General features: G+C 68.4%; 16 protein-coding genes, 1 tRNA gene and 2 pseudogenes. 10 read left to right on the top strand and 9 right to left on the bottom strand.

What is annotated here, in order from left to right:
* The first annotated feature begins 150 nt into the window (after positions 1–150).
* Together C4U44_RS09810 and C4U44_RS09805 are read left to right on the top strand one after the other, a co-directional pair.
* Positions 151–1,377 carry a sensor histidine kinase gene (locus C4U44_RS09810; protein ID WP_235031933.1) on the top strand — a complete coding sequence of 409 codons (1,227 nt, stop codon included), beginning with the start codon at positions 151–153 and terminating at the stop codon, positions 1,375–1,377.
* The gene (locus C4U44_RS09805) at positions 1,374–2,117 is read left to right on the top strand and encodes a response regulator transcription factor (RefSeq protein ID WP_235031932.1); all 744 of its coding nucleotides are present in this window, start codon (positions 1,374–1,376) and stop codon (positions 2,115–2,117) included. The genes C4U44_RS09810 and C4U44_RS09805 overlap by 4 nt, the downstream gene beginning before the upstream one ends.
* Positions 2,118–2,420: 303 nt before the next feature.
* On the opposite strand, the gene C4U44_RS09800 is transcribed toward C4U44_RS09805, so the two are convergent.
* The 3 genes and pseudogenes from C4U44_RS09800 to C4U44_RS09790 form a co-directional block, all read right to left on the bottom strand.
* Positions 2,421–2,855 carry a hypothetical protein gene (locus tag C4U44_RS09800; RefSeq protein ID WP_235031931.1) on the bottom strand — a complete coding sequence of 145 codons (435 nt, stop codon included), beginning with the start codon at positions 2,853–2,855 and terminating at the stop codon, positions 2,421–2,423.
* Positions 2,856–2,917: 62 nt separating this feature from the next.
* On the bottom strand, positions 2,918–3,439 hold the full coding sequence (locus C4U44_RS09795; protein ID WP_103885252.1) for a SigE family RNA polymerase sigma factor: 522 nt from the start codon (positions 3,437–3,439) through the stop codon (positions 2,918–2,920).
* Positions 3,440–3,888: 449 nt separating this feature from the next.
* A pseudogene (locus tag C4U44_RS09790) lies at positions 3,889–4,063 on the bottom strand (transposase); the annotation flags it as partial.
* 152 nt (positions 4,064–4,215) lie between these two features.
* Here C4U44_RS09790 and C4U44_RS41080 point away from each other — a divergent pair.
* The 4 genes from C4U44_RS41080 (at position 4,216) to C4U44_RS09770 (ending at position 11,817) form a co-directional block, all read left to right on the top strand.
* Positions 4,216–4,398: a hypothetical protein gene (locus tag C4U44_RS41080; protein ID WP_146088223.1), complete on the top strand. Its 183-nt coding sequence runs from the start codon at positions 4,216–4,218 to the stop codon at positions 4,396–4,398.
* Between the two features lie 156 nt (positions 4,399–4,554).
* Entirely contained in the window at positions 4,555–9,471 is a 4,917-nt protein-coding gene (locus C4U44_RS09780; protein ID WP_160145005.1) for a non-ribosomal peptide synthetase, read from the top strand.
* A 332-nt stretch (positions 9,472–9,803) separates the two neighbouring features.
* Positions 9,804–10,202, top strand: coding sequence for a hypothetical protein (locus C4U44_RS09775; protein ID WP_103885250.1), 399 nt, complete (start codon positions 9,804–9,806; stop codon positions 10,200–10,202).
* 355 nt (positions 10,203–10,557) lie between these two features.
* Positions 10,558–11,817, top strand: a complete 1,260-nt coding sequence (locus C4U44_RS09770) for an IS110 family RNA-guided transposase (protein WP_407642812.1) — start codon at positions 10,558–10,560, stop codon at positions 11,815–11,817.
* Here C4U44_RS09770 and C4U44_RS09765 read toward each other — a convergent pair.
* Positions 11,814–12,236: a hypothetical protein gene (locus C4U44_RS09765; protein WP_103885249.1), complete on the bottom strand. Its 423-nt coding sequence runs from the start codon at positions 12,234–12,236 to the stop codon at positions 11,814–11,816. The two genes, C4U44_RS09770 and C4U44_RS09765, sit on opposite strands and share 4 nt — an antisense overlap.
* 113 nt (positions 12,237–12,349) lie before the next feature.
* Between C4U44_RS09765 and C4U44_RS09760 the strand changes: the two genes are divergently transcribed.
* Positions 12,350–12,667: an RRQRL motif-containing zinc-binding protein gene (locus C4U44_RS09760; RefSeq protein WP_103885248.1), complete on the top strand. Its 318-nt coding sequence runs from the start codon at positions 12,350–12,352 to the stop codon at positions 12,665–12,667.
* 225 nt (positions 12,668–12,892) lie between these two features.
* Here C4U44_RS09760 and C4U44_RS09755 read toward each other — a convergent pair whose 3' ends face one another.
* The 3 genes from C4U44_RS09755 to C4U44_RS09745 form a co-directional block, all read right to left on the bottom strand.
* Positions 12,893–13,408 carry an SMI1/KNR4 family protein gene (locus tag C4U44_RS09755; protein ID WP_103885247.1) on the bottom strand — a complete coding sequence of 172 codons (516 nt, stop codon included), beginning with the start codon at positions 13,406–13,408 and terminating at the stop codon, positions 12,893–12,895.
* Positions 13,408–13,773, bottom strand: a complete 366-nt coding sequence (locus C4U44_RS43575) for a DNA/RNA non-specific endonuclease (protein WP_160145004.1) — start codon at positions 13,771–13,773, stop codon at positions 13,408–13,410. Before C4U44_RS43575 ends, C4U44_RS09755 begins: the two co-directional genes overlap by 1 nt.
* Before the next feature lie 445 nt (positions 13,774–14,218).
* The gene (locus C4U44_RS09745) at positions 14,219–14,749 is read right to left on the bottom strand and encodes a DinB family protein (RefSeq protein WP_160145003.1); all 531 of its coding nucleotides are present in this window, start codon (positions 14,747–14,749) and stop codon (positions 14,219–14,221) included.
* Between the two features lie 778 nt (positions 14,750–15,527).
* Between C4U44_RS09745 and C4U44_RS09735 the strand changes: the two genes are divergently transcribed.
* Positions 15,528–17,174: an alkaline phosphatase family protein gene (locus C4U44_RS09735; RefSeq protein WP_103885244.1), complete on the top strand. Its 1,647-nt coding sequence runs from the start codon at positions 15,528–15,530 to the stop codon at positions 17,172–17,174.
* A gap of 558 nt (positions 17,175–17,732) precedes the next feature.
* Here C4U44_RS09735 and C4U44_RS09730 read toward each other — a convergent pair.
* Positions 17,733–18,005 (bottom strand): annotated as a pseudogene (locus tag C4U44_RS09730) (tyrosine-type recombinase/integrase); the annotation flags it as partial.
* 325 nt (positions 18,006–18,330) lie between these two features.
* Here C4U44_RS09730 and C4U44_RS09725 point away from each other — a divergent pair.
* Both C4U44_RS09725 and C4U44_RS09720 read left to right on the top strand, forming a co-directional pair.
* Positions 18,331–18,618 (top strand): helix-turn-helix transcriptional regulator, encoded by a 288-nt coding sequence (locus C4U44_RS09725; RefSeq protein WP_107503981.1) that lies wholly within the window; start codon positions 18,331–18,333, stop codon positions 18,616–18,618.
* A gap of 138 nt (positions 18,619–18,756) precedes the next feature.
* The gene (locus C4U44_RS09720; RefSeq protein ID WP_235031930.1) at positions 18,757–20,070 is read left to right on the top strand and encodes a tyrosine-type recombinase/integrase; all 1,314 of its coding nucleotides are present in this window, start codon (positions 18,757–18,759) and stop codon (positions 20,068–20,070) included.
* Here C4U44_RS09720 and C4U44_RS09715 read toward each other — a convergent pair.
* Positions 20,052–20,125: transfer RNA gene (locus tag C4U44_RS09715), tRNA-Pro, on the bottom strand. The genes C4U44_RS09720 and C4U44_RS09715 overlap by 19 nt on opposite strands.
* Between the last annotated feature and the right edge of the window lie 91 nt (positions 20,126–20,216).

Here is a 20,216-nt window from a genome sequence, read left to right as displayed (position 1 = left end):
TCGGAGCAGCGGACGATGCGGGAGCGCCGAGCCCGCCGAACCCACCTCCCCGGTGGCGCCCGGCCCGCTCCGTGACCTGGCCCCGGACCCCGCGGTCGCTGGCCGCGGCACGTTGCAACCCTCCCGGACCGCCGCCCTATCCTTCAGTGCATGACGGACCTCCCTGCCGGCCCACCCGCCGTCGCGGTCAGCCCTCGGCTGGCGGTGGCGATGGAGCGCGTCCAGGACCGGCGGGAACGCAGGATCAGGCGCCTGCTGTCGTTGCTGTGGGTCATCTTCGTCACCATCGGCGTCCAGTCGCTGTCTGCCCGTCCCGCGCCCGGTGTCCAGGGGGTGCACCTCGCCGTCACCCTGCTGCTCGCCGGGTGCCTGCTGCCGATCGCGGCCGTCGCCTCCGGCCGATGGCAGGTGACGGCGCCGCTTCCGTGCGTCGTGTACTGCCTGCTGGTCGGCGAGTTCGGGCTGGCGCTCGGCGTGCTGCAACCCCACGCCATGTCCGTGCTCCCGGCATCGGTGGGCGTGCTGACCTCCTTCCTGGTGCTGCGGCGGGTCCCGGCCATGGTCCTGAGCGGCGTGCTGGTCGGCGAGTTGCTCGGCACCAACCTCGCCGGGATGGACGGCAGCGCCACCAACCTGGTCAGCCAGATCCAGTTCTGCGCGGTCCTCGCCGTCATGGCGGTCTTCATCCGGCAGGCGGGCAGCAACGAGGCGCGCGCCGAACTGCTGCTGGCCCAGCTGGAGGACGCGCGGGAGACGGAGACCGAGGCCGCGGCACTGGCCGAGCGCACCCGGATCGCGCAGGACCTGCACGACGTCCTGGCCCAGACCCTGTCCGGGCTGGCCATCCAGGTCCAGGCCGCCCGCAGGATGGCCCGCCGCAATCGAGCCGACGAGGAACTGCGTGGCGTGCTGGACCGTACCGCGAAGCTGGTCAAGGACGGTCTGGGCGACGCGCGCCGGGCGGTGAGCGCGCTGCGCGGGGACCGGCCGCCCTCCCTGGACCGGCTGGCCGAACTGGTCGAGCGCTACCGCACCGACCTGGAACTCGACGTGTCGATGACGGTCATCGGGACCCGGCGGCCGGTGCCCGGCGACGCGGGCGTGGCGCTGTACCGGGGGGCGCAGGAGGCGTTGACCAACGCGGCGCGGTACGCGCGCGGTGCCCGCACCGTCGTGACCCTCCGCTACGAGCCGGAGTCCATGACACTGACCGTCGAGGACCGGCGCGACAGCGGTGCCCCCGCCCCGGCACCGGTGTCCGGCGGCTCGGGCCTGGGCCTGACCGGCATGCGCGAGCGGGTGGCCCTGGCCGGCGGCAAGGCGAGCGCGGGTCCAACTGGCCACGGATGGACCGTACGGATGGAGATACCCGCGTGACGCAGCCCAATGCCGAACCCGAACCCGGAGCAGAACCCGGACCCGGGTCGAAGATCAGGGTGCTCGTCGCGGACGACCAGCGCGTCGTGCGCGACGGGCTGGTCCTGCTGGTCGGCATGCTGGAGGGTATCGAGGTGGTCGGCGCGGCCGGCAACGGCGCCGATGCGGTCGAACTCGCGGGACTGCTGCGCCCCGACGTGGTGCTGATGGATCTGGACATGCCGGTCCTCGGCGGCGTCGCCGCGACCGAGTTGCTGCGCGAACGGCTGCCGGACACCGCGGTTCTCGTGCTCACCACCTACGCGAACGACGACTCGGTCTTCCCTGCCCTGCGGGCCGGCGCACGCGGCTACCTGACCAAGGACGCGGACGACGACCAGGTCGAGGCCGCGATCCACAACGTGCACGGCGGCCGCACCTGGCTCGACCCCGTCGTCCAGGCCCGCCTGGTCGCCGCGATCCAGCTCGACGCCTCCGCGCCGGTGAACTCCTGGGTCCGCCAGGGAAGTTCACCAGGCCCGGCCGCCCCACTCCCCGACGGCCTGACCCCGCGCGAGGGCGAAGTCCTCACCCTCATCGCCGACGGTCTGTCCAACAGCCAGATCTGCGCCCGCCTCGTGGTCAGCCAGGCCACCGTCAAGACCCACATCAACCGCATCTTCACGAAGATCGGCGTCACCGACCGCGCCCAGGCCGTCCGCTACGCCTACCGCAACAACCTGCCCGTCGACCAGCCCTGACGCCCACGCACGTCACCCTCGCCAGCCGGAATCGGGCCCTCGGCTCACCCAGCGCTCCCGCGACAGGAGCCGGCAGGTGTCGGTTGCCGTTCCGGTGGTGCCGGCCTCGGTGCCGACACCACCTGTTCTCATCCTGCCGTGCCACGGCCGGGTCTGCGCGATCAGCGGCTGCGTTCGGTGAGAGTCAGGTCCACAGGCGTCACCTTGATCCTTGGATCCGCCGTTGGAATCGGACTGGTGTGATCATGGTGACGGACGCCCGCCCCTGATTGGTGCAGGGGCGGGCGTCCGTCAGGGTCCCGGTCAGCCGGCGCAGATGGTCAGGTTGACGGTGTCGCCACTGTTCACGACCTTCGGGGTGTGCGGGTCCACCCCGATCACGGAACCCGGCTTGCAGTTCTTGACCGAGCCCTTGGTGACCGTGCCGAGCTTCGTCTGGGTCTTCAGCAGCTCCTGCTTGGCCAGAGTGAGGTCCCGCCCGGAGAAGTCGACCGGGATTTTCACTCCGTGATCGTTGTAGAGCATGGTGGTGGCGTCGCTGTTGGTGACCGTGCGGGTAACAGCCGCGGTCGGGCTGCTGCCGCCGGAGGACACGGCCGCCAGGGCCGTGCCCCCGCCCGCCGCGACGAGAGCGGCGGTGACTGCGGCGATGCCAATGCTGCGCCTGCGCCGGGTGCGGCGCAGGATTTGGGGCCCGTCGAAGTCGGGAGCCTCGGTGGAGCTCGCGAATCGGTCCATGGCGTTCATCAGTTCCTCTTCGAAAGGTGTGCAGCCGGAAGGCCGCACGTCCCCGTACGAGGTCATCGGATTCCTTCCGTGTGCTGCCGTGATGAAGGGGCGGAGCGTACGGGGAGCTGGCCTCTGAGCTTCTCGATTCCGCGAGCGAGCTGGGAGCGCACCGTGCTGGGTGAGATGTCCAGATCGGCTGCGATCTCAGTGTCGGAGAGGTCGTGGAAGTACCGCAGCACCACGACCGTGCGCATTCGCATGGGCAGTTGTTGCAGGGCACGCACCAACTGGTCCCGGCTGTCCACCTGCTCGAACTCGTCTCCCGGGGCGGCTTTGTCGCCGCTTTCCGGATCGGAGGCCATAGCCAGACGGCGGAACCTGCGCCAGCGGTCGTTGGCCAAATTCACCATGATCCGCCGCACATAGAGTTCCGGAGCCTCCTGCCCGGCGATACGGCGCCACTTGCGGCAGGCGCGCTCCAGGGTCTCCTGGACCAGGTCCTCCGCTGCCTCACGGTTGCCCGTCAGGACGAAGGCGCCCCGGAACAGCGCGGTCGACCTCGCGGCGACGAAAGCCTGAAAGTCGGTCTCCATACGCTCCCCCCTTCCTGTCACCTCTCCTCAACGTGAATACCGCCCCGTCCGCTGCACGGCCGCACTGAGACCTGGGTCACAGGCGTCGATACTGTCCGGTGCCAACCGGAAGCACGGCATCGATGACCCCAGCGGACAGCTGCGAATCATCGCCGGCCGACTGACGAAGATCTCCCAGGACCTGCGGTGGATGACCTCGGGCCGTGGACCGGGCAGTTCAAGCGGCGGAGCAAGGCATCGTTGCTGGAAGTGGCCTGCCGAGCACACTTCACACACGCACACCAGCCTCGATCTTTCGTGACGGGCCGTCGGATTCTCCGGCAGCCCGTTTCGGCCTGTCGGGTCGGTGATGGGTAGACCGGTGGCCCGGCTGTCGCATCGGGTGTGCGCGGGGGTCCCACGGCTCCGGTGGGTGGTTCGAGTTCGTCGGGACAGGTCGTTGCTGCTGGTCAGTCAGGGTTCGGCAGTGCGTCGAGTCGCTGGACAGCGCTGGTGATCACATCCGTCCAGGGCCAGTGGCGGGTGAATCTCAGGTGCCGGCGGCGGCCGGTGGTGACGAGTTGGGCTGCGACGGAGCACAGGCGCAGGCGCAGGTGGAGGGGGCTCCCAGAGGCGGGGTTTCCCAGCCCGCTCTCGTCGGCACGGCGCCAGTCCAGGCCGTAGGAGTTCTGCACGCAGACCACGGGCGCGATTTTCTGCGCCTCAGCCACGTGATTCGTCACAGCGATGCCGGGTCGCAATCCACCTCTTTCGCCCCGACTGAACACCTTCAGCGGGTGGGTATCGCGGCCTCTACCGGATCTGTCGGCAACGCATGGGACAACGCCCTGATGGAATCCACGATCGGCCTGTTCACGACCGAACCGGTCAAGCCCCGCCGATCCTGGAAGACCCTGTCCGACGTCGAACTGACCGCCGCCTCGACTGGTACAACCACCACCGCCTGCACTGTGAAATAGGCCACATCCCGCCCGCAGAATACCAAGCCGACTGCTACCTGGCCGACAAGAAGCACCAGGTCACGGTCAAGATCGAGAGTCTCCCCAGACCCGGAACGGTTCAGCAGGCATACTCGGACCCACCCTTTTGTACCAGTGATGTTGAGGGAGATTTACATGGTGGAACGCGGAAAGAGCCGGGAGGGATTGATGGCTGGGCAGTTGGGGATCTGGCACGCTCAGCAGTTAGCCCCCGGCGACCCTCGATACAACGTGGGCGAATACTTCGAGTTCCGAGGCCCGTTGGATCCCGCTCTGTTCGAGGAAGGGCTGCGGAGGGCGCTGCGCGAGGTCGACGCGTTCCATCTGCGGTTCGGTGGCGACGGCGCGGATGTGTGGCAGGTCGTGGGAGACCGCGACGACTGGACGTTGCACCGGGTGGACGTCAGCGGCGCGGGGGACCCGCGTGCGGCGGCCGAGGAGTGGATGCGGGCCGACGTGGGGCGTCCCGTTGATCTCCGGGAGGGCCCGCTGTTCAACGTGGCGTTCTTCACCGCAGGTGACGGCCACTACTTCTACTACCAGCGCTGCCATCACATCGCCGTCGACGGGTTCAGCGGTTCGGTCATCCTGGCCCGGGTCGCACAGGTCTACGACGCGTTGACAATCGGCGGCGACCCGGACGAGGGACAACTGGCCCCGCTTTCCGTCCTGTTCGAGGACGAGGGGGTGTACCGCGCCTCGTCGGACCGCGCTTCGGACGAGGCGTACTGGAAGGAGACGCTCGCCCAGCCGCCCGCGCCGCTCGACTTCGGGGGACGCGGAACAGCGGGTCCCCGTTCAGGGGCAACGGTGCGTGCGACACGCCAGATCGGTCCGGCCGGGGCGGAGACGCTGCGCAAGGCGGCACGGGGGCTGAGGACGAGCTTGTCCGGCCTTGTCATCGCCGCCTCCGCTGTGTACGCGCACCGCGTCACCGGGGCTGAGGACTTTCTCGTGGGCATACCCGTGCTCGGCCGCTCGGGGGCCCGGCGGCTGCGAATACCTGGTATGACCTCGAACATCCTTCCCGTTCGCTGCCATGTGCAGGACGGCATGCCGCTGGGCGAGGTGGTGCGGGAGGTCACGGCGTCGGTGCGGCACGGGCTGCGGCACCAGCGCTATCGCTACGAGGACATGCTGCGCGACCTGCGGCTTGTGGAGCGGGGCGGTCTCGCCGACTTCCGCGTGAACGTGATGTCGTTCGACCATTCCGCGGCGTCCTTCGGCGGATGCGAACTCAGCAGCCGGAACCTGTCGAACGGGCCGGTGGACGACGTGTCGCTCGCCGTGTACGACAGATGGGGCGCCGACGGTATCGAGATCGTCGTCGAGGCCGCCTCCGACAGGTACGACGCGGACGACGTCGCCGAGCACGCCGACAGGTTTCGCCGGGTGCTGGACTGGGCTGTGCGGTCAGGGGCGGACGCGACAGTGGGCGACGCGGAACTGCTGGGCGCCACCGAACGCGATCATGTCCTGGACCTGGGCAGCCCCCCGGCCCTGCCGGTGTCCGGAGGGGCGCTGCCCGAGCTCTTCGAGGCGCAGGTGGCACGCGCTCCGGAAGCAACGGCGCTGACGCATGGCGCGGAGTCGCTGTCGTACGGAGAGTTGAACGCGCGGGCCAACCGGCTCGCGCGCCTGCTGCGGTCCCGGGGTGCGGGGCCCGGCACGCGCGTGGCCGTCGCGATGGAGCGTTCCGCCGGACTGGTGGTGGCGATCCTGGCGACGCTGAAGGCCGGCGCGGCCTACATCCCGATCGATCCCGGCTACCCGCGCGAGCGCATCGCCTCCTTGCTGGAGGGCTCCACGCCTCTGCTGGCTGTGACCGACACCCCGTCCGCCGGCACAATCGCGGGCGGGGTGCCCGTCGTGGTGCCGGACGATCCGGGGACGTCCGAGCGGCTGGCGGAACTGAGCGGGGCGAACCTCACGCCGGGCGTGGACGCGGGCCAACTGGCCTACGTGATCTTCACGTCCGGTTCGACGGGGCGGCCGAAGGGGGTCACCGTGACGCACGGCAGTGTCGTGAGTCTGTTCGCGGCGACTCGTGAGCGCTTCGCGTTCGGTCCGGACGATGTGTGGACGCTGTTCCACTCGTTCGCCTTCGACTTCTCCGTGTGGGAGATGTGGGGGGCATTGCTGCACGGCGGTCGGCTCGTCGTCGTACCGTTCCCGGTCTCGCGCTCGCCTGCGCAGGTCCTTGCATTGCTGGTGCGTGAACAGGTCACGGTGCTGAACCAGACCCCCTCGGCCTTCCACCAGTTGGTGCGCGCCGACGAAGAGGAGCCGGAGCTGTCGGCGCGGCTGGTGCTGCGCACGGTGATCCTCGGCGGCGAGGCACTGGACCATGCGCGTCTCGAGGGCTGGTTCGTACGGCACGGTGAACGGTCGCCGCGTCTGGTGAACATGTACGGAATCACCGAGACGACGGTCCACGCGACGTACCAGGAACTCCCGGTGGAGTCCGGCTCGGCGCGGGCGAGCGTGATCGGCACGCCGTTGGCCGGCCTCGAGGCGTACGTACTGGACGCGCGGCTGCGTCCGGTGCCGGTGGGTGTGGCGGGCGAGCTCCATCTGGCGGGTGCCCAGCTCGCGCGCGGCTACCTGGAGCGCCCCGGCCTGACGGCGGAGCGTTTCGTCGCCTGTCCGTTCGGGGAACAGGACCGGCGCATGTACCGGACAGGTGACGTCGTGCGATGGAACCGGGAGGGGCGTCTTGAGTACCTCCGGCGCTCCGACTCGCAGGTCAAGGTGCGGGGATTCCGGATCGAGCCCGGCGAGGTGGAGGCGCGGCTCGCCGCCCACCCCACGGTCGGCGCGGCCGTGGTCGTCGTACGCGAGGACTCTCCCGGCGACCGGCGCCTCGTCGGCTACGCAACGTCGGCGGTGCCGACGACCTCGGCCGCGCCGGCCGGCGCCCTCGACGCCGGCGAATTGCGGGCCTGGGTTGCGGCGGCCCTGCCCGCGCACATGGTGCCCGCCGCCTTCGTCGAGCTGCCCGCCCTCCCGCTCACGGTCAACGGAAAACTCGACCGGGCGGGGCTGCCTGCTCCCGACTACGCCGCAGCACGGGACGGCCACGCACGCCGGGAGGCGTCCACGCCGGACGAGGAGCTGCTGTGCACGGCGTTCGCGCGGGTCCTCGGCGTCGACCGTGTCGGTGTCGACGACAACTTCTTCGAACTGGGCGGCCATTCCCTGCTGGTGGTGCAGCTGGTGGAGACGTTGCGCGCCCAGGGTATGCGGCTGGACGTCCGCGCGGTGTTCTCGGCACCGACCGCCGCCGGTCTCGCCCTGGCGCTCGGCGCACCGGGCGCCGGGACGGACGTGCCGCCGAACCTGGTGACTCTCGGAACCAGAGTGATCACCCCGGAAACGCTGCCGTTGGTCGCACTGACCCAGGGCGAGATCGACCGGGTGCTGGCCACCGTCCCGGAGGGAGCGGCGGGCGTGCAGGACATCTATCCACTGACCCCCCTCCAGGAAGGCATGCTCTTCCACCATGCCATGGCGCGGGACGGCGACCCGTACGTGATCTCCGGGCTGCTGGCCGTCGACTCGCGGGAGCGGCTCGACGCGTTCCTCGACGCACTGCGGAAGGCCGTCGAGCGTCACGACGTCCTACGAACCGCCGTGGTCTGGAAGGGACTCCCGCTGCCGGTCCAGGTGGTTCGGCGGCACGTGGAGCTGCCGGTCCGGTGGCTCGGGCCCGGCTCGGCCGCGGACCTGGTGGGCGCGGTCGACGCGCGCCGGTATCGGATGGCTCTCGACACGGCACCGCTGCTGAGGGTCTCCACCATGTTCGACGTGGAACACGGGCGCTGGCTCGTCTCGCTGCTGTTGCACCACTTGGTGGACGACAACACCTCGCTGCAGTTGCTGTTCGCCGAGATCGGCGCGCACATGGCGGGCTCCGGTGGGCGGCTGCCGGAGCCCGTGCCGTACCGCACTGTTGTCGCCCGGTCGGTCCTCGACACGCAGGAGGCGGAGCACGACGAGTTCTTCCGGCGGATGCTGGACGGGGTGGACGCGCCGACAGCGCCGTTCGGTGTACTGGACGTGCGGGGAAACGGCATCGGCGTCGACGAGGCACGCACGTGGCTCGACACGGAGCTGGCCGCGCGGGTACGGGAGACGGCGCGGGCGGCGGGGGTCTCGCCGGCGACCCTCTTCCACGTCGCCTGGGGAAGGGCGCTGGCACGCACCACCGGCAACGACGACGCGGTGTTCGGCACCGTGCTGTTCGGGCGGGTCGGCGCCGACGCGCAGCGAGGAATCGGCACCTTCATCAACACGCTGCCGGTACGTGTGGCGGCGGGGACGCGAGACGTCGCCGCGTGCGTGCGCGACACGCACCGGCTCCTGGCCGAGCTCCTACGCCACGAACACGCCTCGCTGGCACGGGCACAGCGGTGCGGAGGGCTCGATGCCGGACTGCCGCTGTTCACGACCGTCCTGAACTACCGGCACGCCACGTCCCTCGTGTTCGAACCAGGGGTGACCGAGATACTGACGGGCATCACGCTCCTGGCGGGCGAGGAGCGGACGAACTACCCCGTCTTCCTGTCGGTCGACGACTCCGGCGACGGCTTCCTGCTCGACGCCCAGGCACTGCCGTCGATCGGCACCGACTGGGTGTGCGCCGCACTGGTCAACGCCCTGCACCATGTGGTCTCGCAGTTGGAGTCCGCTCCGGATGCGCCGACACGAGATCGCGCCCTGTCCCGGACCACGGCGGCCGTCCTACCGCCCTTGCTCGCCCCACGTTCCGGCCGGGTGGCCTCCGCAGGCCCAGAGGGGGTGCTGACCAAGCTGTTCGCCGAGGTACTCGACGTACCCTCCGTCGGCGCCGACGACAACTTCTTCGTACTCGGCGGCCATTCACTGCTGGCCCTCCGGCTGGCCGGCAGGATACGGGCCGCGCTGGACGTCGACCTTCCGGTGCGCGAGCTGTTCGAGAACCCAACCGTCACCGGGCTCGCCCGCCGACTTGGCCTCCGTTCGGAACAGCCACCCGAAGACAGTCCACTGCGGCCCACAGCCTGCCCGTAACGTGAGCCGGCCCGCCATCGAAGAGGTGACATTCCCCCCGGCCCAACCCCGATCCGAGGTCGCCCCCGCCCTGTCAGCGGAAACCATGGTCACCCAGCGCAGCCAGAGACCACACGCGCGCGCCCCTCGCGCTCCGTCAAGCCCCCACGCCGGCCTCGTCCAGAGAATCCCAGCGCACCGGGAGGGCTACCAATACCGGTGACCTCCCACTGCGCAACGACCTGACGGATCATCAGAATTGAGCTCGGAGAGAGTGGCGTATTTGGCACGGGGGTTCAGCAGCGACGCACGGATCACGGCGCGTCGGCGCATCATCGTCCTGCCCATGCACCGTGACAAGGCCCCCGGATACCCCACGGACCCGGTGCGCAGAGGGTGGCGAAGCGGCCCTGGAGCAGTGGCGGAGGGCGTTTGCCGCCCTCCGCGATGCCCGCGCGGCTTGCTGCGCGCGTGACATCCTCGCCGACGACCCCGGCCTGTTCGACCGCACGACCGCGCTGGCGGTCGACGCGATCGGCCGCACCCGCCCGGAGCTGCTGCGCCTGACTCCCGTGCCCCGCCCGATCACCCGTAACCACCGCCGGCCGACCGGCAAGCGGCTGCTCGACCCGTACGGCGCGGTCCGCAAGTCCCACGGGCAGATGGTCGTCGACCGCGACCGGGTCCGCGAAGCCCTCGCCGACCGCAACGACAACACCGACACCGACACCGCCGAGATCGACGGAGAGTAACGGGGAAGGGGCGGGGAGGCGGGGAGTTCTCCCCCACCGCCTCCCCCACCCTGCCTCCCCCGTACTGATCTGCGGCAACACCCCACGGGGGAGTCGGGGAGCCACACTCCCACGACCTGCGGAAATCCCCGAAAAACAGGGTTCGACAGCCTCCCCCGCCCCCCCGTTACCGTCTTCGTGGCTCCGCGATGGGGCTGCCGGCCTTCGGGTCCGGCATGACTTCCCCCCTTGTTGTTGATGATCCGGGGGGTGGTGTCACCGGGCCCGAAGGCATCGACGGACCGCTGATGAGGGGCTTGAACACCGGCTTCACCCGAGCCGGAAGAGCTCTCCGTAACGTGGGTGTGGCAGCTCGATGCCGAGGCAAGGCCGGACGAAGGCGTCATGGAGGGGCCTGCACGTGATCGACACCGGCGACATCGACGTCTTCCTCGGCCTGGACGTCGGCAAGGGCGAACACCACGCCACCGCCCTCACCCCGGCCGGCCAGAAGGCATTCGACAAGCGGTTACCCAACACCGAACCCAAGCTCCGCGAGCTGTTCGCCAAGCTGAAGGCCAAGCACGGAACAGTGCTGGTCGTGGTCGACCAGCCGGCCTCGATCGGCGCCCTGCCGCTGGCCGTTGCGAGGGACATGGGCTGCCCCGTCGCCTCCCTTCCGGGCCTCACGATGCGGCGGATCTCCGACCTCTACCCAGGCGAGGCCAAGACCGATGCGAAGGACGCGTTCATCATCGCGGACGCAGCCCGCGCGATGCCTCACACGCTGCGGGCGATCGACCGCGAGGACGAGACGATCGCCGAGCTGGAGATGATCGTCGGGTTCGACGACGACCTGGCTGGCGAAGCGACCAGGATCGCGAACCGGTTGCACGGCCTGCTCACGCAGATCCATCCGTCGTTGGAGCGGGTGCTTGCGCTGCGGTTGCAGCACCCGGCCGTCCTGGCTCTGTTGGAGCGGTTCGGGTCTCCGGCTCAGATCCGCAAGGCCGGCCGACGCTGTTTGGTGACGCTGTTACGGCCGAAGGCGCCGCGGATGGCCGAGCGGCTGGTTGAAGAGATCTTCGCCGCCTTGGACGAGCAGACCGTCACCGTTTCGGGGACCGAGGCGGCGACGCTGATCGTCCCGAGCCTGGCCGGGTCACTGACAGCCGTGCTTGACCAGCGGAAGCTGCTGGCAGGGCGGATCGAGGAACTGCTGGAGGCCCACCCTCTTTCACAGGTCCTGAGGTCGATGCCGGGAATCGGCGTCAGGACCGGAGCGCGGATCCTGATCGAGGTCGGCGACGGCAGCACCTTCCCGACCGCAGGCCACCTCGCCGCCTACGCAGGGCTCGCCCCGGCGACCCGCAGTTCTGGGTCCTCGATCCGAGGCGAACTGCCTTCCAGGAGAGGAAACAAGCAGCTCAAACGGGCTTTCTTCCTCTCCGCGTTCGCCGCCCTGGGAGACCCGGCATCGCGGATCTATTACGACAAGAAGATCGCCCAGGGCAAGCACCACACCCAGGCTCTGCTCTGCCTCGCCAGACGACGAGCCGACGTGCTTTTCGCGATGCTCCGGGACGGAACCTTCTACGAACCGCAGCCCGTTAGGGCCGTCGCTCCGCAGACTTAGACCATGGTCAGGAGATGATCCGTAGGGCCGTAGTCGATCTTCCAGTCGGCATAGACCCCAACGGCGCCGTCCTTCTGACACCGCAGCCCGACGGTCACCCAGCGGACCGACCCGTCGCCGGCGAGCGAGAACGCGATCGCGGTCTCGAACTCCTCGCTCCCGCACGGGCAGCAGGCCTCGCCCGGATCCGCGTCCTCCCAGAACTCCTCGCTATCCGCGATGAACGCGCGGACGCCGCAACCAGCACACACCCGCTCGGCTCCGCCCTCGACATCGTCAACGAGCACGAAGAACACGCACCCGCCGCACCCGCCGCAGACGGAGGGAACGATCTTCACCGGACGACCGTCATCAGCGTTCCGGAGAAACACCGCAAGGTCCGCAGAGACACCCTCGCCAACCTGATCATCAGCATGCACAGGCACATCGTTCCAGACGCCCCAACCAGCACCTGCCCACCTTGACCAAAGAGATAGGGGCACCCCCCCACCACCACGCACAGTCACCAACTTCCCATCCCGGAAGGGGACCCGTGCCCCTGCCCGTCTACGCCTACCGGCAAGCCGGATACGACCTGCTCGCCCGCCGGCAGTTGCGCGCCCGCGGACTGCGCCCCGGCGGGCACGACCCCGTCGCGGAGATCCGATGGCGCCGCGGACGACGCGTCGCCTACCTCTACGACCCCACCCGAGCCCTGCCCGTCCGGCCGATGATGTCCGGACGCTGGCGCTCGCACGCGGCGATGATGCGCGACCGCCGCACCTGCCATACCTGCCGGCGCGACCGCGGATACGTCATCCTCCGCTCGCTGGGCTGCTGCTGGCCCTGCGCCGAGCCTCCCGCCGCCTGAAGCGCGCGATCCGGGCGCGTCGCGCCCGCCACCCTGCCCCCCTGGCAGACAGCCCTGATCCGAGGCTAGACGCCACCTACCGGGCGCCTGTCGGCTGGGTCGACCTGCGGTATTTGACGACGACGGCAACTCCTACGAATTCCACGCCTGCACCAACTGCCTGCCGTGGCACGCCGTGGGCTCCCCCTGTTCCAAGCGCTACCCTCAACAGCGTCCACAGGTCGGTCAGATAACTGGGCTGCCTTCGATCTGCTCCCACCTAGGACGATCCTTCGGCCAGCCGATCGGATAACGGCCACCATTGAGTACTGAATCGAGAAAGTCGACGACTCCCCCCTCGAACAGGAGAATTCTTCTGTGCTGCCTGAATACCACGGCGACCGACCATCTCTCTGAGCCATCGGGCAGGAGTAGGCAGACATCGCCATTCCAGTCGTGGTAGGCCCAGGGAATGACCTCTGTAGCGGCAGCGCGCACGCGCTCGTCCAACTCCAGCCCCTCGCACCACTGGAGGAATACGTCCCGCTGCTCACGAATAAAATCCAGGAGCGGCTCTGATCCTTCGGGGTGAGGAATGAACAGATGCCCGGCGATGACAGCGTCACCGTATCCGTCGACGAGTTCCTTATAGTCCCCCGGCAAGGGCCGTCCGATCCAGTCCTCGATAGCCTTCCACGATTCGGACTTCGCCGATCTGAAATGCTTACGCTCACCGAGAGTCACCGCGAGCAAGTCCGTCATCAATTTCCTCCGTACGTCTGGGAAGAGCATACAGGTGGCTCGTCTCGGGGCACGTTGTGCACGTAGCAGTCGACGTCTGTACCCCTGTTCCCGCTGGCCACTAGGTGCACATAGTCTGGGATTCCCGAGGGCTTTGTATAGACGGCGGATACCTCATAGTGGACGGCTTCCCCTCCGTGAATCCCGGTCGCGATACGGTTCTCGATGGCGCTCATGGCCGGCATATTCGCCTGACGGTAAAGCGGGACAAGGTTCCGAAGGTCTGTTCCTGAGCCACCAAATTGACATCCGGCAAGGTGACCTCGCGCGCGCAGTACCCCGGGGAAGTTCGTAATATCCTGGAGGATCCACTCGCCCCGTCGCACAGTTGTCCTTCCAAGCAGTCTTAGTGCCGTCTTTCAGGTCCTCAGGGTCAGAGAAATTAGCGATGATACCGGTAGCCCGACACCCACCTGGTCCAGGCTTGAAGCGCTCGCGCCTGGGCCGTGCCAGCTTCTTCCTGGGCGGCGGAATCGCCGAATTCAGGGCCTGGCGCACCGTCCGCCAGTGCACTCCATACTTCTCTCCGAGGGCCCGCTGCGACATCCCCGGGTCGAGACGTCTGTCCCTCCGGATCGCGGCGAACAACTCAGAGCGCGACAAACCCACCCCGGCCTCCCGACATGACCGCGATCAATTCACACGGCCTCCGACATGACCGTGATCGACGCACAAACCCTGCCGTCGCCGGGCAGACAGGCAGGCAGCGCATTCACACTAACGAGGGCATGTCGCCTCGGGAGTCGCCAGCCGCATGCCCGTTGAGGACAGTTACTGGATATCGCCGGGCAGGAGACCTGGCAGCAGGGCGATCTGCCCCACGTGAGCGAAGGAGTCCGTGATCAGCCCCTGCAGACGTTCCTCGACCGTGTGCACGTTTCCCAGTGTGGGGCTTGCCACGATCCGGCCCAGATCGTCGCCAGGGGCAGATGACAGGTAACGCTCAGCCAGATCGTGGACAGCGCCCTGATAGGCGAGCAGGCTCGCACTCGCCGGACTGCGGAAAGCCGCCGCCTGCTCGACCGAGTGCCCGAAGCCGGTGTCGCACGGATCCGCGGGACGACCGAAGAGATCGGCCCATCCATCGGACAGCCACCGCTGCGAATCGCCCATGAGCTCCGACAGATTCCTGTCCTGACCTCGTGCGATGTGCCAGGCGAGCCACCCCGTGCTGTTGCTCTCCGGCGACGGTCTCCAGTCGAGTGCTGCACCCGCTAGGCCGCCCACAGATTTGATCAACTCAGATCGAATTCGACGGAAGAGCCCCAAACTCAGCCCCTGCCACCCGGCTTCACCGGCCACCCGCAGCTCCTCTCGCGCACCCAGATAAACACACCGCGGATCTCATCCTCCATCGCGCCCATCCCCGATGGAGACAGATCAACTTCGTACATCGCGGGGCCAGAAACAACCCGCGCACTGGGGCCAACAGAAGTGCTTACAGACAGACGCCGATGCCCAGGACCTTGACGGCTCTTATCGCCCCTGCGAGGGGTACCCGCGAGATCGCACTATGCCGGTCGACCGTCATCCCCCACCCGGCTGACGGCCCAGCGCCGCACATCAGCTGCATGCCAGGCCGCCCCGCCACCTCCAGTTGCTCGTGCCCGGCCCTGGGAGCCACGTCGTAGGCGGTGAGGAGGTGTCCGATGCGCTGGTTGGTGAGGGACTGGCGGTCGAAGAGGCATTTGGCATAGCGGATGAGGAGGACTTCGACCCTGTTGCCTGCGCGTTGGGCGACTTCGGCAGGGTCGGCTCCTGCTGCGAGCCAAGTGGACAGGACGGAGTGGCGCAGGTGTTAGGGGCGTTTGGCGAGTGGGGTGGCGGCGAGTTCGGGGGCAGGGCGATGGCGCGGGTGAAACGCTCAGTGACTCGCCGTACCGGCAGGCGGTCCCCCACCTTCGGCCGTACGTGCGTGCCACGGCCGAAACCGCTGGTCCCGGGGGAGTCGGTGCCAGCCCCACCGTCTACAGGATTGTAGACATTCATCACCGGATGGCTCTCCCGCTGCGCCCCGTTCACCTGCCGCACTTCTTATCTGAGGAAGTAACGCCCGGATTCCTCCTACTCATGGAGAACCATGAACAAGGCAACACGACTCGCCACGGCCACCGCCGTCCTCGGCCTCACCGCGGCGGTCGTCCCCACCGCGTCGGCGACGACCGGGCACCCGCACCGAGCGCCCGCACAGCACGTCCTCCTGCTGTCGGTCGACGGCCTGCACCAGTCGGACCTCGCCTGGTACGTCGCGCAGCACCCGGACTCGGCGCTCGCCCGCCTGGTGGGGAACGGCACCGAATACACCCAAGCGCGGACGACCGTACCCTCCGACTCCTTCCCCGGCCTGATCGGTCAGTTGACCGGCGGCAACCCTGGGACCACCGGCGTCTACTACGATGACACCTACAGCACTTCGCTCCTCCCCGCCGGTACCACCGACTGCGCGACGGCCAAGCCGGGCGCCGAGGTCGACCTGACGGAGGACCTCGACCGGAACAAGGACTCCATCGACGCCGGCCAGGGACTCGCCGGGCTTCCCGGCAGCGTCCTGGGGATGACCGGCGACGCGCGGTCGCTCATCGACCCGTCCAAACTGCCGGTCGACCCCAAGACCTGCAAGCCGGTCTACCCGAACAGCTACCTCCGGGTGAACACCGTATTCGAGGCGGCCCGAGCGGCTGGCCTGCGCACCGCCTGGTCGGACAAGCACGCCGCGTACGAGATCCTCAGCGGACCGTCGGGCACCGGGATCCAGGACCTGTTCGCACCGGAGATCAACAGCCAGGCGATCGGCTACCCGGCGGGCGAGGACTGGACGAACGACAACGCGGCGACCGAGCAGTACGACTCGTACAAGGTCAAGGCCGTCCTCAATGAGATCGACGGCTTCGACCACAGCGGTACGCACAAGGTCGGTACCCCCGCGATATTCGGCATGAACTTTCAGTCCGTCTCCACCGCCCAGAAGCTGCCCGAATCCGACGGCCTCACCGGCGGATACTCCGCCAAGGGAGTACCGGGGCCTCTGCTCGCGAAGAACCTCGACTACATCAACGCCCAGGTCGGCGCGCTCGACTCCGAGATCCGCCGGCAGCACTTGGACGGCAGCACGACGGTCGTCCTGTCCGCCAAGCACGGGCAGTCGCCGACCGACCCGACCGCGCTGACCCGGATCGACGACGGGCCGCTCCTCGACGGCCTCAACGCCGCCTGGAAGGCGGCCCACCCCGGCGCCGGTGACCTGGTGGCGCACTCCGTGGACGATGACGCCATGCTGCTGTGGCTCAACGACCGCTCCCAGTCCGCCGCGGACTTCGCCAAGGAATACCTGCTTCGCCAGTCCGGCACCGGCAACGACATCAAGGGCGCTCCCAAACCCTTTACCGCCTCCGGCCTCGCCACGGTCTACGCCGGCGCCGACGCCGCCCACTACTTCGGCGCGCAGCCCGGGGACTCCCGGGTTCCCGACCTCTTCGGCATCACCCGGTACGGCGTCGTCTACACCGGCGGTCAGGGCAAGATCGCCGAACACGGCGGAGCGCTCGCCGACGACCGCGATGTCCCCCTGGTCGTCTCCGGAGCGGACACCCAGCACGGCAGGCACGTGGCGGCGCCTGTCGAGACCACCCAGATCGCGCCCACCATACTGAGCCTGCTGGGCCTGGACCCGAACGCGCTCCAGGCGGTGCGGATCGACCACACGCGGGTGCTGCCCACGGCCCGCTGAGCGTCGCCCGATACCTGCCCCCACCCTCGACCGCCCTTCGGCCCGCACCGCGGCATCCCCTCCCAGGTGCTGCGGTGCGGCTCCGGGGCCGGCCGTGTCCGGTCCCGCCCCGCAGGCGGTGGCACACCCGCACCACGCGGTCGACATGCGTCGGCTGCCTTGGCGTGATCCGTGCTGCTTCGGATCGTTTGAATGATGTTGAACACCAGAGCCAGTACGGTTCCCGACGCTCGGACTATGAACGAACTCCTCGGCGTGCGAAGCCAATGCCTCGGATAACTCATCTATCCCACAGTCAACTCCGATGTACAGATGGATGTGTTATGCGTTCACCGCGCCTCTCGAACGTTCGGGAGGCGCGGTGAACGGAAGCGTCGGTCTGGCAACCCATGGGCGACCGTGACGAGTACGAGTGCAGGGACGGGTGGGGCAGTTACCATCCGAGGGCTGATCAGATCTATCGTGCGCCCCCTGCTCTGCTCACCTTCGCCCGAGGGGCCCCTCTCCGGACACCGCGCCTACTGCTGCCGGTGAGGACCGACACTGTCGCCGGTCGGGCTACTCGTGCGTCTGGTCCGGCTCGTTCGGCTGGTCGTAGGCGCTCAGTAGGTGTTCGATGCGTTGGTTGTTGATGGACTGGCGGTCATAGAGGCACTTGGCGTAGCGGGTGAGGAGGACTTCGACGCTGTTTCCGGCGCGTTGGGCGACTTCTGCGGGGTCGGCGCCCGCGGCGAGCCAGGTGGACAGGGCGGAGTGACGCAGGTCGTAGGGGCGTTTGGCGAGTGGGGTCGCGGCGAGTTCGGGTGGCAGGGCGACGGTGCGGGCTTCTTTTCCCCCTCCTGCGCTGTGCAGCATGACTCCCGTCGGCACTACTGCCGTTTCGACGGCTCCAAGCGCTCCCCACGCGGCGCGTTCTGCGGACGGTCGGCCAACAGTCTTCGTCAGTCGCCCCTACACCCGACCTTCATCTGAGGCTTGCGTGCGCCTCTCGGAAGCTAGATAGCACGGAAAATGCCGTCAGGAAAAACGCGTTTCCTGGTGAGAATAGACATCGAATCGCAGCACACGCGTTGTCTGCCGCTGAGCGGCCATCACTGATCTGCGTGTCCTCAGTCCGCATACCGCTCGCCTCGATGTCGCCCCACCAAGGAAGTGCATGCCACCAGACTTCGCCATATCCGTAACCAGTGCCCCGACGGCAGGCCTTGCCCCGGAGGTGACTCCACCCGGCCTGACGAACTCGTGCCTCCTGACCACCAGGGAGGTAGCCCGGCTGCTACGGGTCGACGGGTCCTCCGTCCGGCGTTGGCGCGCGGAACGACCGCCACAGGGTCCGCCGTTCATTCGCTTGTCCGAGCGAGTCGTCCTCTACGACGTCGACGATCTGCAGACGTGGCTGAAAGATCGACGCACCACACCCGGCGCTCGTCCAAGGGCAGCCTGATTGCCCTACCGCCATCAACTCCCCCTGGCCGTTCACCTGTCCGAGGACATCGAGCATCGCCCTGGACGCAAGCTCCCCTACAAGGCTCGCGTCCGCTGGACCGACCCGACGACCAAACGTCGCCGCTCGGTCGCCCAGATGCACCTGACTCAGGAGTCGGCGCAGGAGTGGATCGACTCTCTGCTCGAGTCGGCCGCCCGCGGGATCAACCCTGCCTCGGGAACCCAGACCCTCGCGGCGTACGGCGATGCCCACATGACCTTGGCGCTGCGCGGCCTGGAACCCAAGACCATCGACCCCTACATGAACGGCTGGCGGCTACGCGTCGTCCCCGCACTGGGACACCTGCCCATCACCATGGTCACCAACGGCACCGTCGACCGCACCGTCTACGCCTGGATCGCCGACGGCGAAGGCCGCTCCACGGTCAAGAACACCCTCGCCGTCCTGGTCCGCGTGATGGAACAGGCCGTCCGCGACGGCTTGATCAGCACCAACCCCGCCCACATCAAGGGCTGGCAACGCCAATACCAGCAGGCCGAGGACGAACTCGACGACCCCCGCGCACTGGCGCTACCGAACTGGTCGGCCCTGCAGGAACTCGCCGCAGCACTGGTGGCCCGCTCCGCCGACCAGTACACGGGCTGGGGCGACGCCGTCGTCTTCGCCGCCTCCACCGCCGCCCGCATCGGCGAGGTCTCCGGCGTCCGCGTCAAAGACATCGACCGCGCCCACTGGATCTGGACGGTGCGCCGCCAGACCACACCTTCCCCGGGCGGACTCGCCGACAAGAACACCAAGGGCAAGGTTGCCCGCCGCGTCCCGCTCATACCGGAAGTCCGCCCGATGGTCGCCCAGCGCGTCCTCGCCACCGGGAACCAGCCCGACGCCCGCCTGTTCACCGGGCCACGCGGCGGACGCATCACCACCGCGGTACTGCGCGATGCCACCCACTGGGACGAAGTCGTCCACTCACTCGGCTACGAGCACCTGCGCCGTCACGACCTGCGCCACACCGGCCTCACGTGGATGGCCGACGCCGGAGTCCCCCTCCATGTCCTGCGGTTGATCGCCGGACACGGCTCCCTCACCACCACCCAGCGCTACCTCCACCCCGACCTGCACTCCGTCGTCCACGCCGGCCACACCCTCAACGCCCACCTGACCACGAAGCCCGACCTGCCCCCGCCCTCTCCTCCCCCTCGGCAAGGCTTCGAGGGTTGTAGGAAGTGCACAAGGCGAGGTCGCCGCCGAGCAGCGCCAAATCGGGCCGAAAACGTCCTGACCTGCGGGTTTTCTAGAGCCGTGGTCCCCAATTGGTCCCCAGCCGACCCCCGGCACCTCGACCACTCCCGCACGGGAACAGCTGCCAACAACGCCGAAGGGCCCGCTGACCTGGCGCAATGCCAGCCCAACGGGCCCTTCCTGCACTGTCGGGACGACAGGATTTGAACCTGCGACCCCCTGACCCCCAGTCAGGTGCGCTACCAAGCTGCGCCACGTCCCGATGCTTGATCGTCCGGGGTGAACCCGGGGTGATCGCGCAGGGAAAACAATACCGCACCGGGGGAGGTGGTCGCTCTCACTATGGGGGCCGG

Source organism: Actinacidiphila yanglinensis, from assembly GCF_900107965.1.
GTDB classification, from domain to species: Bacteria; Actinomycetota; Actinomycetes; order Streptomycetales; family Streptomycetaceae; genus Actinacidiphila; species Actinacidiphila yanglinensis.
Note: the sequence above shows the minus strand (reverse complement) of the source record. Positions and strands in the feature narration are given on the sequence as shown.

Excerpts from the sequence above, each read along its gene's own strand:
- C4U44_RS09725 (WP_107503981.1), top strand. The coding sequence starts at position 18,331 with ATGCCACCAGACTTCGCCATATCCGTAACCAGTGCCCCGACGGCAGGC.
- C4U44_RS09770 (WP_407642812.1), top strand. The coding sequence starts at position 10,558 with ATGCCGAGGCAAGGCCGGACGAAGGCGTCATGGAGGGGCCTGCACGTG.
- C4U44_RS09720 (WP_235031930.1), top strand. The coding sequence starts at position 18,757 with ATGCACCTGACTCAGGAGTCGGCGCAGGAGTGGATCGACTCTCTGCTC.
- C4U44_RS09735 (WP_103885244.1), top strand. The coding sequence starts at position 15,528 with ATGAACAAGGCAACACGACTCGCCACGGCCACCGCCGTCCTCGGCCTC.
- C4U44_RS09795 (WP_103885252.1), bottom strand. The coding sequence starts at position 3,439 with ATGGAGACCGACTTTCAGGCTTTCGTCGCCGCGAGGTCGACCGCGCTG.
- C4U44_RS09755 (WP_103885247.1), bottom strand. The coding sequence starts at position 13,408 with ATGACGGACTTGCTCGCGGTGACTCTCGGTGAGCGTAAGCATTTCAGA.
- C4U44_RS09810 (WP_235031933.1), top strand. The coding sequence starts at position 151 with ATGACGGACCTCCCTGCCGGCCCACCCGCCGTCGCGGTCAGCCCTCGG.
- C4U44_RS09780 (WP_160145005.1), top strand. The coding sequence starts at position 4,555 with ATGGTGGAACGCGGAAAGAGCCGGGAGGGATTGATGGCTGGGCAGTTG.
- C4U44_RS09800 (WP_235031931.1), bottom strand. The coding sequence starts at position 2,855 with ATGGACCGATTCGCGAGCTCCACCGAGGCTCCCGACTTCGACGGGCCC.